Raw genomic sequence first — 17568 nt, 5'->3', positions numbered from 1 at the left:
GTCATACTTTTTCTATTGCACAAATTTCCGCTCTAACCTTGTATTTTACATTTACAATGAACTCCAATGTAACATACAACTGTACTAATATCCAAAAGATAGCTGTTATAATTTTTAATTATGTAAACGTTTAGATTGTAATTATATGTTAGTGGTTAAAAAAATTACCTTGTTAAAGGTATTATAAACTGATATTATATATTTGTTAAAATATTGACAATACAATAATTTTATTAATAAAAAATTTTATATTATAATTGAGGTGGCTCATGAAGAAAGTAATAATTAACGGAAAAGAAGTTACTACTGATGAAGAACTTTCCATATTAGAATTAGCTCGACAAAACGGTATTGACATACCTTCTTTGTGCTTTTTGAAAGATTGTGGCAACTTTGGAAAATGCGGTGTCTGTCTTGTAGAGGCTGATGGTAAAGTCATTGCTTCTTGTGTTGCTAAAGTAAAAGATGGTATGGTTATAAATACCGAAACTGAGGAAGTAAAGGAAAGAATCAAAAAAAGAGTATCTATGCTATTAGATAAGCATGAGTTTAAATGTGGTCCATGCCCTAGAAGAGAAAACTGCGAATTTTTAAAACTCGTTATTAAGACAAAAGCTAAAGCTAATACTCCATTTCTTCCAACTGATAAATCTCAGTATATAGATAATAGAAGCAACGCAATTGAAATAGATAGAAGTAAATGTGTGTTATGCGGAAGATGTGTAGCTGCATGTAAGGCATTTACAAAAACTGAATCTATACAATTTATTAAAAAAGACGGACAAAGAGCTGTTGGAACTGTAGATGATAGATGTTTCGATGATACGAATTGTTTGCTTTGCGGTCAGTGTGTTATCGCCTGTCCAGTAGCAGCACTTCACGAAAAATCCCATATCGAAAGAGTTAAAGCAGCTTTAGCAGATCCTGAAAAACATGTTGTAGTTGCTATTGCACCCGCTGTTAGAACAGCACTTGGAGAATTATTTAACATGGGCTTCGGTAAAGATGTAACAGGTAAAATTTATGCTGCCCTTAGAGCATTAGGCTTCAGTAAAGTTTTTGATATTAACTTTGGTGCAGATATGACTATAATGGAGGAAGCAACTGAGTTAATTCAGAGAATAAAAGCAGGTGGTCCTTTCCCTATGTTCACATCCTGCTGTCCTGCTTGGGTTAGACAGGCGCAGAATTATTTTCCGCAGTTCTTGGAAAATTTATCTTCTGCTAAATCACCCCAACAAATATTTGGTACAGCAAGCAAAACTTACTATCCTTCTATAGAAGGTATAGATCCTAAGAGTGTATATACTGTTACAATTATGCCGTGTAACGATAAGAAGTATGAAGCTGATCTTCCTGATATGGAAGTCGATGGACTTAGACATATTGATGCTGTACTTACTACTAGAGAATTAGCTAAAATGATTAAAGAAGCAAAGATTAAATTTGCTGAGTTAGAAGACGAAACAGCAGATCCTGCTATGGGTGAATACAGTGGTGCTGGTGTAATATTCGGAGCTACAGGCGGAGTTATGGAAGCTGCTCTTAGGACAGCTAAAGATTTTGCTGAAAATACCGAGCTTGAAAACATTGATTATAAAGAAGTAAGAGGCTTAAAAGGAATCAAAGAAGCTACCATTGAAATAGCTGGAGAAAAATACAATGTGGCTGTTATAAACGGAGCTGCTAATATGTTTGACTTTGTTAATTCAGGAAAAATAAACGAAAAGCAGTATCACTTCATTGAAGTTATGGCATGCCCTGGCGGTTGTATAAACGGCGGCGGTCAGCCTCATATAAATGCTGCTGCAAGAGACAGTGTTGATTATAAAACTATGAGAGCTTCAGTTCTTTATAATCAGGACTTGAATCTTCCAAAGAGAAAGTCTCATAAGAATACTGCAATAATAAAAATGTACGATTCATATTTCGGTAAACCTGGTGAAGGTTTAGCACATAAGTTATTGCATTATAAAGCAAAAGAAAGAAACAAGTAAGTAAAAAAAGAAATGTTGTGGCACTACGGAGATTGATCCGTTCATTAAGCACTTGTAACACAAATTTTATGTAAATTTCCTAATTAGGGCAAACTTGGCTATGCCTCAAACACTGCCCTAATCTTAACAAAAATTTACATAAAATTTGCTGACAATTGCTAAATTCACTCTATATCTCCGTTGGTTAAAGGCCTAAATGGCCTTTAACGGGTTATCTGCGAATGATAATGAGTGTGCTTAGATAACCCCGACTGTAAACATTTCCTATGCCCTGACTCTTAATATTCACAGAATACTCTTATTATACTGCTTCTTTTGCCTTCCTTTCTTAATTCACTAACTTCAAAATATATTACCGATTCTTTTTAATTTCTTCGTAAACACGATGTACTGTTTTTTTATTTAATATCCATCTTCTTTACTAATTATTAATCTTTATATATACCTTAAGATAAAAATGGATGAAAGACCTCTGCCTGCTAAAATGCCTTCATTGGTCTCTCATCCATTTTCTATATTTCTAAATAGTTTTCACTGTTTTCATATAGAAGTGCTGCTCCTACTGCTGTTGCAAACTCTGCACTTGGCGGCATATGAAATCTTACATGGAACATATCTTCAACTCTTTTAAACATTTCTGCAGCCTGCGGTACATTAGTAAGATTGCCAGTAAGTACTACATCTTGTATGCCATATATTCTACTGGCGAAAACCGACATAACTCCAATAGTCTGAAATACTAGATTAATTATTCCTAAAGCTCTATCTGCCTTTGTAGCCAGATCACTTATCTTTCCAAAATTAGATGCAGTAGCATCTAATGGTAAGCTTTCAGAGATATCACTAGTTATATCTCCTATATTTAAGTCTATATTACTTAAATTGCCCTCCGAAGCAGTTTTAACCAGATCATTAAAATCTCTTACATTTAACATCGTATTTGAAAGACCAAGTAAAGTCCCTCCACCTACTCCTGTTCCCCCCATATGTGTGACTCCATTTTTATCAGCCATTACAAAAGTTGTTCCTGTTCCCATGCTAACTATTATAGATTGGGGAAGTTTACTTAAGTATAATCCTCCAGTACCTATCGAATTAAATTCGTCCACTTTTCCTGTAGAAATACCATATATCTTTTCTGTTAGATAAGATGAACCAACACCAGTTACCATAATTTTATCTATATCTGATATGCCTAATTTGTTTTCACTTAAAAATTTTCCAAAGGCTCCGTATATGGATGAAATAGGATCTCCCGCTTTTACAAGCAGTGGACTAAAAATTTCTCCTTTGTGAAGTCCAACTATCTTTGTGGTACTTCCGCCTATATCAATACCAATTATTTTTCTCACTTATGTGTATACTCCTCTCATAGTTAACTGCCGGCAAACATCTTTATTATAGCTACCGCTACTCCAGTTATTCCTTCTCCACCTAGGAAGCCCGAAGCTGCAATATTGCCTATCTCGTCCTTACTATTATCTTTTCTATTAACTATATATTTTATAAATCCTCCAAGAAAGACAGCTGCAGATATCTCAAAAGATAAATACATACCAAGTCCAAGTGTCATTGAAGGAATCTTAACTAAATACAATATAACTCCTAATAAAGCAGCAACCATAAATACTTTTGGATCTCCTATACCATTTACCATCTGGCTAACAGCATAGGCCTGACCAGCTGGAAGGCCTTTGTCAGCTCCTACTCCTCCAAATTGTCCTATTATAGCAAACAATGCTGCTGCTGCAACTACTGTACCTACTAGTCCTCCTGCAATCTGTGAAATGAGCTGTGCTTTTGGATTAGTACCTAGTTTATATCCTACCTTGTATTCATTTAAAAGATCACCAGCATATCCACACGAAACTGCTACGCATGCTGCTATAAAAAATGCTGAAACTGTATCAATTTTAATAAATATTCTGATTGCAAGCAGCACTATTATTCCAAATACCTCCATAGGGTTTATTCCCGTCTGCCCTGTTATAGTAGCAGCCATAGCTGATGTTATAAAAACCCCTAGAATAAGCAATATAGACGCTGCTACATTAAGTCCACATATTATAGATAATACAAATGCAGCTAATACGGAAAATATAACCAATATTTTTCCTATATTGCTAGTTGCACTCTTATTCTTATCTATTTTTGCAGTATTGGCTATCTGGTTTGTGTTTTTTTTCACAATTGAAGCTATAAAAGAAATCAATATTCCTATACCTGTTCCTACCATGAGTCCAATACCTACAGTATTCTTAAACGATACTGCTATAGCTGCATTGGGAAAAACTTTAAAGTAAGTGCCAAGCGGTACAATTATTAAATATGATATTAACGCACCGATAAACCAAACACCAGTATATAAAGCTCCAATTATGTAACCTATTCCTATAGCCATCGGTGAAAGCCATATACCTACGTTTATATTCCTTGCATATAACCATTTAGACGACAGACTTGCTGGTATAATACCTAAATTATCTCTTAAATAAGTAAATACAGCGGATAATCCCATGGTTGAAAATAGAACTACAGTTTTTTTACTGCCTTCATCTCCAGTTTGTATAGTCTCTGCTGCCGCTGTTCCTATTGGATATGGTAACTGCTGTTCTTCAATAAACTTTGGTCTTAAGTAATATGTAAGCACAGTACCTAAAAGCATTCCAGCAATTCCAATGAAAAATACCATTAAAAAATGTTGTGTATTAATCGTCTTATCCTTCCAAACACCTGTTATCCATAATCCAGGAAGCGTAAACGCTAATCCTCCTGCAACCATAGCGCCTGCAGACATAGCCGTCTGAGTTATGTTTATTTCATTGAAGGTTGTTTTTCCTAAAGCCTTCAGTATTGCCATTGACAAAATAGCTACAAATATTGTAGGCCACGGAAGAGAACTGATTCTAAGAGCTACATACATAGAGCTAGCCGTTATTACACAGGAACCTAAAACTCCAATAATTATACCTCTTAAGGACAGTTGATTAACCCCTGCAAAATGTTTCTCATTATTATTAGTCATGAAATCAACTCCTGTAATTTTTTATTGATGACCATAACTGTAATATACCACATACATAGGCCTACGTCTATTATGTATTTAACAAAAATTCCACAAACATATCTGCTGCAAATAGTAATTAATATTTTCATTTCTATATTTTAATATTCGTTAATAACAGCGCTCAATTTAGACTTAAAAAGAGTAAAGATAAAAGTATAAAGTGAATGTAGAAATTCAGCATAGCTGAATTTTCACCTTAACTTTTCTCTTTACTCTTAACTCTTTACTCTTTACTCTTTAAATATCTCCGACTGAGATCTTCCACCATATTTATCTTCTGCAACCACATAGTAATAAACTGCATTAGATGAAGCTGATTTTATATTAGTCTTAACTATACTTCCGCTTTTTACATTCTTAAACGATGTTATCATATTTTTTGTGTAAACATTAGCTTCTATACTATCCGTCGCTACTAATCTATTCTCTGACTGCAGATTAACATCAAGAGAAATGCTGTCTTTTTCAGGATATTTTGCCGGGTCATAGAAATTATATTTATTAAGATATGGAGAATAAGATTTCAGGTTTATCTTATTATTTTCAGTATCAAATTGCAAAAGTGTTATAAACCCATCTCCGCCTTGTCCACTCTGGTAGTCGCATAGTATCTGATACACATTTCTGTCTATGTTTCCGTCATTATTGTCATCTATACCATCAACATTACACAAAGTATTGGAATTATGTCCACATAGTACTGTAATGACATTCTTATTAGGTACAACAACCTTGTTAAATATTTTATCACCTATAAGGCTTCTTTTCCCGTCTTCGAGCATGTATTCATGAAAACAAAGTATCGCTTTTCTGTTTTGATATTTATTTAACACCTTATTCATCCAAGTTATCTCTTTATCACCTATTCCCCACCCCATATACAAAATTACAAAATCATTATTTCCAGCCGAAATAAGATCGTAATGACCTTTATTATTTTTATATGAGCCTCCATAGTAATCTTTGCCGTTAAATTTATCGCTTCCAAAGTACTTATCGTAATTGCTGTAATCTGCTTTAGAATCGCCTACATCATGGTTTCCTGCAAGAATACCATACGGTACAGCTGCATTATCGAGAATACTCATAGATTTACTGGCATTTTCCCATTGATTTATATTATCATAATTATTCACGATATCTCCTGTATGTATACAATATTTTATATTCTCTGCCTCCTTATTTTGTGCTATCCAGTTTGTTATGCTGTCGTATACTTTAGGCTTGTACTGACTATAATATTGGGTATCAGACATCCATACAAATGAGAATTTATTATTATCATTATTTAACTTTTCATTGTGGTATATTTTATCCTGTACTAAAACATGTATTTTCCCATTGTCCAGATAATTTCTAAGTCTTACACTTGCTGACAATTTAAAATCAGTATCCGCTGCCACAGAGCTTGCCAACGGCTTCCACCTACTAGTTTTCATATTCCATGCATAAAGCGTAACAAGTCTTCCCATAAGAGACTTTCCCTGCCAATTAATCTCAACTATAGAATTCTTCTCAGCATCATTGTCTATGCTTATATCAAACCGCTGATATGGAAATTTTGATGCAGAATCCGTTTCAACATAATTTCCATCAACAGCATTTATTTGTTGAAGCTGCTCATTATTTAACTGGCTTTCTCCAGATATAGCTTTCTCCTTAGGAGGCTCTATATCAGCTTCTCCTTGAAATGCAGCCATAGATGCTGCGCTATATTTATACGCTTTATAAAACGACACTTTCATTCTATCGTTAGTAGGATCTTTGACTCTTATGCTGACATCACCGTTTTTTCCTTCCGCCGAATCAACTTTTTTAGGCGGATATGGGTTTTCATTCACTACATTAATAGAATAATTCTTTTTGATACTGTTACCAACTTTGTCTTTTGCTATAACGCATATATTGTGTCTTCCAGAAGTTAATAATGATGATGAGGTTTTATACGGAAGAGTTATGGGGTTATTGTCAAATTTTACGGAATAATTATCGATTCCAGCTCCGCCGTCATACACATTAAAATCTATTTTAATTTTACCTTTATAATCTTTTTTAGTATTTATTAGAGGTTCTACTGCTGGAGGTGTATTATCCACAATTATTTTTTTTGTAACAGTATTGTTATTCAAGTAAGCCTCTACAGCATGTGTTCCATCACTCATCTTTCTTGTATCAATTTTACAAGCTCTTGTATATACTATGCTTTTATCAATATTAAATCTAAAATTTACTTGTACACTTGCTTTTAGTTTAGTGTCATCACCTACCGCGATTATTTTAGACGGGTCATTGTATTCAGATTGCTCTGGTCTTATCTGATATCCGTTTGGCAGTGTGAGTCTGACATTTCTTATATAAAAATCATCTTTATTATTATCGTCATCATCATCAAATATTCCAAGTCTGCTTCCTGCCCTTATAGATATAGTATTGTCTTCTCCTATCTTCAGCTCTGAACTACTAACTGGTACCGTAATTGTAGTATAGTTGCTTATCTTGCTGTTTAATGCTTTAATAACTTTATCATTCATGACAACACCATTTTTATATTCAGATGTTGTTCTATTGACTTCAAATGAGAAGTAGGCTTTATCTTCTAGTGCATCATAAATATCAAATTGCTGTTTTCCATCTACATACATATCTGTCGCAAAAGCTTCATAGCTGTTAGAGGACGCTTTTAATTCCATAGATTTTGAAACATACTGGTCATCCTTTACATTAAGCCATAAATATTGATTGCTTCCTACTATGCTGCTCTCATAGACATCAGACTTCACCTCGTTGGTTCCATCACCTGCGACAAAATAATATTGTATTGATTTTTTGCCTAACAAATCTGGTGTAATAAATTTGTATGTATATAAATTATCCTTGTCTAAAACAAGATTGACCTTTTGATAATCATCAGTTGCATTGAATTTGTAATATAGAAATGCACTTTTAACCTGATTATCATCGCTGATCTTAACAGTCATGTCATAATCTTTTGTCGAATCTATAGACTCGGTTTGCGAAGAATACTCAATAACAGGAGGGACATTATCTTCACCAATATAAACGCTTCCATATGGTATTTGGCTAGGCAAAACCTGACCCGGAGTTGCCGCTTTCTTACCACCGCCCATAATGCTTTGAACAGTACCGCTTACAGGGCATTTATACATAATGCCTTTATTCATGGCGATATTTTTTTTATGATATACGGCTGAATCGATATCCACTCCTGTATTCGTTGTAATTGCAACTCCTCGATAGCCCGTATTGGCTAGACCAGTACCGTATATTTTTACTATATTACTACCTTCTACAAGATTGGTACTGTAGTTATTATTAAAATCTGCTACTGTTTTACTAGCGTTCTTAGAATTAATAATCCAAAAAACCATAACATTTCCAGCTTTTATTACAATATCAGTTTTATCTGTAGTCCATGGTATATCACTGCTTCTGCCATCATATGGGTACCTGTAGTTTAACCGATAATCTTTTAAATTAATATCTTTATCACTATTATTATACACTTCTACAAATTCATACTTATCATTTGTAGAATACGGAACTACTTCTGTTATTAATAATACCGGTTTGTCATCAGTGCTTACATATTGATCGCACACATTCAAAGTTGCTGCATAACCATTTACAGTAATATTGAATATAAAAATAAATGTAATCAATAATGTAACAAAAAACTTTTGCTTTCTCATATCATCATTCCCTTTGTAGTAAGAATTATGTAACAATGCTATTTATAGTAACATCCATAGACATTTACGTTAATTTTGCAGCAAAAGTTTCATATTTATTTAAATTATTTATTTGTCAGCGCATGTTTACTAGTATCAGTGCGCCGTGAAAATAACGAACTTATACCAAATGGAAACACGAGAATATATTCAGGAGATTTCCTCTTGGTTTTGGCTAATCAGTCGGAAGCCGATGCTGTCAGTGACAAATTATCTGCAGTGACCTCTCCTATTAGTTAATGTATATACATACTTAACTAATAGGTTACATCACTAATTATTGTATACATCAGTAACAGATTTTTTACCTGATGAATCCTCTGTGACAATAAAATATCCATCATACTTTTCAGATATTTTACTTCCATCAATATGAATTATATTTCCTCCAGTAACGTTTCTATATTCGCAGAGTTTTTTATTTGTATATACAGCTGCTCCAAAGTAATCCGTGGCTACCGCCTTTTCTAAGGGTTTTAAATCCATATCGATAGTAAAAGTGTCCTTTAATGGATATTTCTGTTTATCATAAAAATTGACTTTTCTCAGATATGGTGAATATGTGCATACATCTATAGTATTGCTTTTACAATTAAATTTTAGTAATCTTATAAATCCCTCACCGCCTCTTGGACCATCTTGATAATCTGCTAGAATTTGGTATACTCGTCTATCTGTTTCTCCATCTTCATCATCATCTATTTCATCTACCAGCATCCTGCTTTCATGAAAATGACCACACAATACAGCAAGTACATTGGGATTTGGAATGACTACATTTTTAAATATCGTGTTTCCTGTAGGCGTTCTAGAACCATATTCAAACATATACTCGTGAAATACAAGTATAGCTTTTTTTTCGCGGTTTTTACTGAGTACTTTATTCATCCATCTAATTTCATCTTCCTGAACTTCCCAACCCATATACATCACAATAAAATCATTTCCTCCGGCTGAAATTAAGTCGTAGTGTCCTTTATTGTTTCTATATGCTCCTCCAAACACAGGACTTTCTTTAAATCTCTTAGCGCCAAAGTAATTACAATAATATTTCAAATTACCTTTTTCATGATTCACATCATGATTACCTGGAAGTACACCGTAAGGTATATTATATCTTTCTAAAACCTTCATGCAGTTATCTGCTATTGTCCATTGATTTATATCATTATAATTATCTACTAGATCACCACTGTGTATTACATATTTGATTTTCTTTCTATTTTCTGCTAACCAATCTGTTATGCTTTTATAGATGTCGCTATACTTTTTTGAGTAATATTGTGTGTCAGACATCCAAGCGAACGTAAAATCATTACATTTCTCTTCTAATACGGCCGTATTGCCAGACTGCACAATTACATGGATACAATTTTGATCTACATAGTTATTGGCAGTGACAGAAGCTGTAATTTCTGCATTTTTTCCATCTGCAAGAGTACTTTTAAGCGGTACCCATTTATTTTTACATACATTCCAAGCATACATAGTAAGACGCTGACTGCTTTCTACATAGCCTTTCCAAACTATTTTAATTTTCGAATTTAGATTGCCTGCTTTTATCTTGATATCAAATTTCTCATAGGGCAGGTTGTATTTGCTTTTCATCTTTAGAAGCTTGCCGTCTACTTTTTCTATCAGCTTTTGATTCTCTGATAAAAACTGCCTTTCATTTTTATTTGCTAGTACCATAGGTTCTAATCTGTTTGCTGCACCATATACATCTATAGATCTCCCGCTGCATTTTTCCCCTTCATATACATACACATTATATTTTTCTAGCGGAGATTTTCCTACAATCACATCCTTTATATTATTATTAGTTTTTATATTGACGTCATAATTCTCTCTGCTGGTTGTAAAGCAAAAATACTCGGTTACTTGATTCCCTTGTGAATCTGCTGCAATAACTTTTACAATATGTTTCCCCGGTTTAAGCCGCGACGCTAAATCTTCATATGGAATACTTATTTCCCTATTATCCAATTTAACATTAACCAGCTTTACTTTAGATACTTTATCCTTCACTGTAAAATTGATTTTCACTCTATCCTTATAAACTACATTGTTTTTAAAGTTAGGTTTTATTGCAGGTGGCTCACTATCAAACAAAAACTTTTCTTTAAGTACTGTGTCACTTGTTAACACCTTAATATTATTTTTTCCCTGCCTAAGCGAATCGTACTTTATTACTGCAATTGTTGAAGTAAATTTTTCCTTTGGAATATTAAAATTCAAATATATTTTCTTCTTTCGCTTTTTCCCCGAACCTAGAGCTATTGTACTGTCCTGATATTTCTCATCACGAATTAAAGTGCCATCATTTAAAATAAGCCTTACATTTCTCACATAAAAATTATCCATTTTCTTATTTTTATTGTTATAGGATTCATCTTCTCTTACACCAGAATTTATTGATATAATATTCTTTAAATTATAATTGAATAACTTATAATCAATTGGAATTTTTAAAGTTTTATATCTGCTAGTTTTAATATTAAAAACATTTACTAACTTACTATTAATATTTATACTATTTCTAAATCCTAAACTGCACTTTTTACATTCAAAAACTAGATAGGGATTTCCGTTTAAAACCTTTCTGCCATCAACAGTAACATGCCTATTGATGTAGAATTTTATGTTCCCCATTTTTTCAACTCCTTGTAGTTTAAGAATAAGTTCATTAACTTTGTCATCCTTTTCTAACAGCATATGTAATGAATTCTCATCTATTGATACAGCCTTGGGCAATATAGCTGCATCCCTTTTATTGGAAGAAGTAAGCTTAAGCGTATCCATATTAATATGAAAAACAAGTATGTCCATAAATATAAAAATGCATGCACAAACTAAAACGATTATATATTTTCTTTTCATATTCCTCATTCCTTAATAGATAATAAAAACCATACTAATAGTATGGTTTTTTAAAGTTTTCATTATTCAATTCAATTTGGGATAAATTACTGACTAATCATATTTACAACTTTTCTGTAACTCAAATTGCCTCCAAATATATCTAAGGCACTTCCAATTGTCAAATCAATTCTATCGCTTCCCAGCGCCTTCATTAGTTTGATATCCTCCATACTTTTTACTCCTCCGGCATAAGTTGTGGGTACCGTAGTCCAGGAAGCTAATTTTTGCACAAGCTCTGTTTCAATACCGTTTCTTTTGCCTTCAACATCAACTGCATGCACCAAAAACTCGCTGCAATAGTTTTCTAACCATTTAATATTTTGAGGATCAATAGTGAACCGTGTGTATTTCTGCCATCTATCTGTGACAACATAATATTTACCCTCCTTCTTTTTACAGCTTAAATCTAACACTAGTTTATCCTTTCCTATGTAATTAACCATTCTTTCTAGATTGCTGACGTTGATCTCTCCATTTTTAAATACATAGGATGTAACTATAACCTTCATAGCTCCTGCTTTAAGAAACATTTCTGCATTTTCTGCATTTATGCCTCCGCCTATCTGAAGACCGCTAGGGTACTTTTTCAGCGCTTTTATTGCTTGTTCCTCGTTTCCATGACCAAGCATAATGATATGTCCACCTACAAGTTTATCATTCTTAAACAATTCAGCGTAATAATCAGCATCATAATTTGATACAAAATTCTCAAGTGGCTTACTTCCGTCGTCTTTAAGGCTGCTTCCAACAATCTGCTTTACTTTACCTGAATGTATATCTATACAAGGTCTAAATTTCATCTATATATCTCTCCCACTTTAATTTCTACAGCTGTTTTGTCTTTTCCATATAGATTATAATAGCATATTTATTCAAATAAATAAATAAAAAATGGTTACACCCTATGTCGGCTAATTCCGCTGCGTTAAGCAATTTCACCGCATCTTTTAGTCAAATTTCCTAATGGCTCATAACTCGGCTGCGCCTCAAACAATTCACCATCTTAACGGAAATTTGCCTAAAAGACACGGATAATTGCTAAACTCACTCCAAATGCCTCCGTCGGATGTAACCATTTTTAATGCCCTAACTCTTAATATTAACAAGATGCTTTTATTATACTGCTTCTGTTGCCTTCTTATCTTAATTCTCTAATTTCAAAATATATTACTGTTTCTTGTTAACTTCTTCGTAAACACGTTGTATCGTTTTTTCATTTAATAACCACCTTTTCTCCTATTTAGTGGTGTATCTTGATATTAATTAAAAGTATCTTTCATTAATTTGTCAATATATAACAAAGTAAAAAATTTTATTAATTAGTATAATTGGTATTGATTTTCATTTATTGCAAGTATATAATATACCTATATGGGGTATTAATAATATTACCCTAATTACTAATAATATAATCGAGCATTAATATATATTAATTTGAATGGAGGAATTACAATGAGTGTTACTGTATATACAACTTCTACCTGCCCTTGGTGCGTTAGAGTTAAAGATTATTTAAAGAACAATTCTATTCCTTATACAGAGAAAAATGTTTCTGCAGACAGAAATGCTGCTATGGAAATGATCAATAAATCTGGTCAAAGAGGTGTGCCTGTTATAGATGTAGATGGAAACATAGTAGTTGGATTTGACAAGCCAACTCTCGATAACCTACTAAAACTATAACAAGCAGATACCGATTATTAACAGCGTTCATTAACTAGAAATATATCATTAGTCAAAATTGTGGTACAAAAATGCTTTGTACCACAATTTCTATATGTAAAGAAGGTATTTTCAAGCTAATAGGTGTTACAACACCTAATTAAAATTAATGTGTTTTTTACAATGTATACATATGCTTAGTATATATATATTTGTTATAATATATGAGGAGAGTTTTGATCTCAAATATTCTATGCAGGTGATTTCATGAATGATAGAAAATATTTACTAGATACAATTAAAGCTTTAAATAACCTAAAACAACAGTTGAAATCCACCCATGAAAAAATTTTGGAAAAGGCTTTTATTACAGCTGATTCTGATGCTGATGTATATTACGTATTACAGAATTATACAAAATCTGATTTGAATATTATTCGTAAATGCTTAGGAGTGTCTTGTGTGAGCACGCTCAGAAAACCTGAACTAGCGTCAGCGTTACGTACACATATAATAAACTCACTTAACTCACTGTTATGCAGACTCACAGAAAATGAATACAAACTTATAAAGTGTATAGTTAACAGTGATGGAATAATGCCATTTCGTGATAAATATTCAGATTTAACTCTATATCTTAGAAAATTAGGAATAGTATCACTTGTCATCATGGACGAAAATAAATTTATAATGATTCCGAAAGATATACTACAGCGTTTAAAATATCTTGTTAACAGTATAGAGGTTTATAAGCAGATTAAATTTAATGAGAACATTAACCAGTTGCTTAGAGGTATGCTCTATTATTATGGTGTTTTAGACTTCACTACAGCCTATAAACTAATAAGTACATATCTTGACGAATTCACTGGAGATATGTTTGATATTATATCTATAATATATGAAAATTATTGGAAGGATTATGGCATTTTTATTTGCAACGATCACCTATGCTATGACTATGTAGATAACTATCATTATATTGTTGAACAACAGTCATTAAGAAAGAATATAGAGTATAAGTTTTTCACTAAAGATGAACTTATTCGAGCCGCAAAGGATAACTCGTTATGTTTTAACGAATATGACAATAATTTTATTTCTTATTTAATATCAAATTATGTGATTAACAAAAAAGAAGCTGAACAAATAACCTGGGAGATAAAATTAGATATAAAAAACTGCTATGATTTTAACGAAATATTACATGAAACAACGGATTGTTTCACGATTAGCGATTATGAACAATTAAAAGAGCTGGTAGCTTTAATCAACGATGTGTACTATAATTGCAATCAATGGATTCTAAAGGGATTCTCCTCAAATGAATTGAATAAAATTGATATTAATAATCCTATCTCACAAAAAAATAAATACAAAAAATATAATAGTTCTTTTCTTAAAAATTATCTAGACTAGATTATTATAACAATCTAGTCTAGATCTGAAAGTTCTACGTTTAATTTTCTCTCATTGTCCAGTTTATATTCCTTCACGTCGCATTCCTTACATATTTTTATGGGAAGGCTTACTGTGAACTCGGCACCCTCACCTTCTTTACTTTTTAATTTCACTGTTCCATGAAGCATGTCCACAAAAACCTTAACCAGTGAAAGACCTAACCCACTGCTTTCAATAACATTGTTTTCACTTGCTTGTTGGGAGAATTTTTGAAATATGTTATGCTGCCTATCTAGAGCAATACCCTTTCCATTATCCTTTACGCTTATATTTGCAGTATCGGAATCAATATTCAGATTTACCCAAACCATGCCATTTTCTGCATTAGTGAACTTAATTGCATTGCTGATAAGATTTAAAATTATTCTCTCCATTTTATATATATCACAAAGCATTATATATTCTTCAATATTCGTATCAAAAATAACTTCCACTCCCTTTGCCTCTGCAAAAGGAACAGTAGACATAGTTATGCTCTCAACCAGGTTGACAACATCACACATAACATAATCAATTTCAAAAGCATCGAGCTCAGCTTTGTTGATGTCTATAAAGTTGTTAGCTATCTTTATTATTCTGTACGAATTTTTTTTCATAATATCCATATACTCTTTTACTTTTTGTTCATTATAACAATCTTTTCCTATATATCTATCATTCAGAAGCTGTATTGAACTGCTTATTATATTTATTGGTGTTTTTAGCTCGTGAGTTATTCCAGATACTGCACTCATTCTGAATTCATCCATCTTTATAGCTTCATTTAAAAGCGTAACATTCCTATTACTTTCGTTTTTTATTTCAAAAATAGAATAAAGAAGCATAAATAAAGAATAAGTTGAAGACTGAAGTACGTACACTCCCCAAGTTATACTGTTACTGATTTTTACATGAAATATAAGAGAACAAACACCTATTATTATATTTATAACAGGAAATATCAAAACTATAAATGCAAACAATACAGATATTTTATCGTTCTTTCTTTTTATAAATATATTTCCAGCTGCTTTAATGAATAAAACCATCAAAATAAATTTATCCATGTATGTCACATAGTAAGGAGCAGTAAATGAGATCACTGTATTTATAATAACTAGAAACGCATATAAAAGTATTTGCAATCTTTTAATTTCTAAGTTTATAAAAGTTTTAAGTGCCACATATCCTAAAATAATACTGACAGTAAACGACATAAAAGCACATGTATTTGCAATACGATATACAGCTTTAGAACATTCGGAATACTGCAAATACATTATACTTAGAAAACACATAATTGTAGATAAATTACTTAATACAAGGTAACTAAAACAATACTTCTTAATTACCATATTTGCCATAATAATAACGCTTGTAAAAATAATATAATAAATTAAAATTATAAACCAAACGGCCATATATATTGCCTCCATACTAATTATCTATGTAGATAACAACTTGCACAAGAATATAATACCATATTTCGATTTTTAATTCACTATTTCTATTTGTTTTTTATTTTTCATATACATTATGTAATTATCTTACATATTTATTCATCATTTAGTATATATTCATTTAAACGTTTGTACAAACATACTTACATATAATTAAGTGTATCTAGCATATATTATCATAAAAATATAATGAAGATATCGGAGGTACACAAAATGGAGGACAAAAACACAATATTAGAAATGGCTGACTCATTGGAAAAAACAGGTGAAGTTAGAATAACGGATGGAATCAAGGAAATATTCATACAAGTATATGAAGAGGATGAAACGCTATTTTTCAGTGGTTCAAACGAATTTGATAGTGCAGTAGATGCAGTGGAATGGGCAGTTAATGAATTAGGCGGTGTTGAAAATATAGAAGAGTGGGAGTAAAAAGAGTAAAGAGAAAAGAGTAAAGAGTATGGATGAAATTCTGCATATCTGAATTTCCATCTACATAAAAATAGAAACTCCCATCAGGGAGTTTCTGTATTAATCTCTCACTCTTATTTCTATTTTAGATAATATTAGATATTAGTTCCTATCAAATAGTCTAAGTACGTATAGGAATATGTTGATGAAATCAAGATATAACTGTAATGCTGCTATTATAGCATATTTGTTTACAGTATTAGCATCGTATGACATAACCGATGAATGAAATCTCTTTATATTCTGCATATCATAAGCTGTAAGTCCACAAAATATAACTATACCTAGTAGAGATATAATAAGATTCATACCACTAAGAAGTCCAATCATCTGGAATATACCAAGGACTATAAGTCCTATAACTCCCATAAATAAAACTCTTGAAAAAGTTGATAGATCCTTTTTAGTAGTTACTCCAATCATAGCCGAACAGAAGAACATTATTGACGAAAGTAAAAATGCCATAAGCGATCTTCCGAAACCATATGAACTAAACACCACGCTAAGAGTAAAACCATTAAGAATCGAGTAAACAAAAAACCACATTCTTGCGCTTGAAACAGAAAGCTTGTTGATTCTAGCACTTAGAAACCATACTAGCGCAACTTCTGCAACAGCAGCTACGAAAAACGTTTGTACAGGGATCTGTATCAAATTCGTAAACATAAGACGATAAGTTGCAAGAGCAGCAGCGAATGTTAACAGTAAACCTAAACCCATAGTAAAATATGTTTTTGCTATAAACCTATTTTTACTTTTTACATATAGATTCTCCATTATATCACCTCTCATTAAATTAC

Annotated in this window: 12 protein-coding genes; 5 read left to right on the top strand and 7 right to left on the bottom strand. The window is 32.2% G+C overall.

The window, feature by feature from the left end; genetic code table 11:
- Nucleotides 1-269: 269 nt before the first annotated feature.
- Nucleotides 270-1997, top strand: coding sequence for a ferredoxin hydrogenase (locus CLORY_RS10950; RefSeq protein ID WP_079424239.1), 1728 nt, complete (start codon nucleotides 270-272; stop codon nucleotides 1995-1997).
- A 512-nt stretch (nucleotides 1998-2509) separates the two neighbouring features.
- On the opposite strand, the gene coaW is transcribed toward CLORY_RS10950, so the two are convergent.
- The 3 genes from coaW to CLORY_RS10935 all read right to left on the bottom strand — a co-directional run bounded on the left by coaW (nucleotide 2510) and on the right by CLORY_RS10935 (nucleotide 8774).
- The gene (coaW, locus tag CLORY_RS10945; protein ID WP_079424237.1) at nucleotides 2510-3349 is read right to left on the bottom strand and encodes a type II pantothenate kinase; all 840 of its coding nucleotides are present in this window, start codon (nucleotides 3347-3349) and stop codon (nucleotides 2510-2512) included.
- A 23-nt stretch (nucleotides 3350-3372) separates the two neighbouring features.
- Nucleotides 3373-5022, bottom strand: coding sequence for an OPT/YSL family transporter (locus CLORY_RS10940; RefSeq protein WP_079424235.1), 1650 nt, complete (start codon nucleotides 5020-5022; stop codon nucleotides 3373-3375).
- Nucleotides 5023-5294: 272 nt separating this feature from the next.
- The gene (locus CLORY_RS10935) at nucleotides 5295-8774 is read right to left on the bottom strand and encodes a lamin tail domain-containing metallophosphoesterase family protein (RefSeq protein WP_079424233.1); all 3480 of its coding nucleotides are present in this window, start codon (nucleotides 8772-8774) and stop codon (nucleotides 5295-5297) included.
- Nucleotides 8775-8849: 75 nt separating this feature from the next.
- Here CLORY_RS10935 and CLORY_RS24215 point away from each other — a divergent pair, with 75 nt between their 5' ends.
- On the top strand, nucleotides 8850-9053 hold the full coding sequence (locus tag CLORY_RS24215) for a TrkA C-terminal domain-containing protein (protein WP_207652199.1): 204 nt from the start codon (nucleotides 8850-8852) through the stop codon (nucleotides 9051-9053).
- A 33-nt stretch (nucleotides 9054-9086) separates the two neighbouring features.
- Here the strand turns inward: CLORY_RS24215 and CLORY_RS10925 are convergent, their stop codons facing one another.
- Both CLORY_RS10925 and hisA read right to left on the bottom strand, forming a co-directional pair.
- The gene (locus CLORY_RS10925) at nucleotides 9087-11693 is read right to left on the bottom strand and encodes a metallophosphoesterase (protein ID WP_169911595.1); all 2607 of its coding nucleotides are present in this window, start codon (nucleotides 11691-11693) and stop codon (nucleotides 9087-9089) included.
- An 86-nt stretch (nucleotides 11694-11779) separates the two neighbouring features.
- Nucleotides 11780-12535: a phosphoribosylformimino-5-aminoimidazole carboxamide ribotide isomerase gene (gene hisA, locus CLORY_RS10920; protein WP_079424227.1), complete on the bottom strand. Its 756-nt coding sequence runs from the start codon at nucleotides 12533-12535 to the stop codon at nucleotides 11780-11782.
- Between the two features lie 652 nt (nucleotides 12536-13187).
- Here hisA and CLORY_RS10915 point away from each other — a divergent pair.
- Nucleotides 13188-13418, top strand: a complete 231-nt coding sequence (locus CLORY_RS10915; RefSeq protein WP_079424225.1) for a glutaredoxin family protein — start codon at nucleotides 13188-13190, stop codon at nucleotides 13416-13418.
- 246 nt (nucleotides 13419-13664) lie between these two features.
- A complete protein-coding gene (locus CLORY_RS10910; RefSeq protein ID WP_079424223.1) occupies nucleotides 13665-14816 on the top strand; it encodes a hypothetical protein in 1152 nt (383 codons plus the stop codon).
- Between the two features lie 14 nt (nucleotides 14817-14830).
- Here CLORY_RS10910 and CLORY_RS10905 read toward each other — a convergent pair whose 3' ends face one another.
- Nucleotides 14831-16258 (bottom strand): sensor histidine kinase, encoded by a 1428-nt coding sequence (locus tag CLORY_RS10905; RefSeq protein WP_169911594.1) that lies wholly within the window; start codon nucleotides 16256-16258, stop codon nucleotides 14831-14833.
- Nucleotides 16259-16510: 252 nt separating this feature from the next.
- Between CLORY_RS10905 and CLORY_RS10900 the strand changes: the two genes are divergently transcribed.
- Nucleotides 16511-16729, top strand: coding sequence for a hypothetical protein (locus tag CLORY_RS10900; protein ID WP_079424219.1), 219 nt, complete (start codon nucleotides 16511-16513; stop codon nucleotides 16727-16729).
- A 141-nt stretch (nucleotides 16730-16870) separates the two neighbouring features.
- On the opposite strand, the gene CLORY_RS10895 is transcribed toward CLORY_RS10900, so the two are convergent.
- A complete protein-coding gene (locus CLORY_RS10895) occupies nucleotides 16871-17545 on the bottom strand; it encodes a Bax inhibitor-1/YccA family protein (RefSeq protein WP_169911593.1) in 675 nt (224 codons plus the stop codon).
- Between the last annotated feature and the right edge of the window lie 23 nt (nucleotides 17546-17568).

It is taken from the genome of Clostridium oryzae (assembly GCF_002029235.1).
Lineage (GTDB): Bacteria > Bacillota > Clostridia > Clostridiales > Clostridiaceae > Clostridium_AE > Clostridium_AE oryzae.
This window is presented reverse-complemented; position numbering and strand designations above follow the sequence as displayed.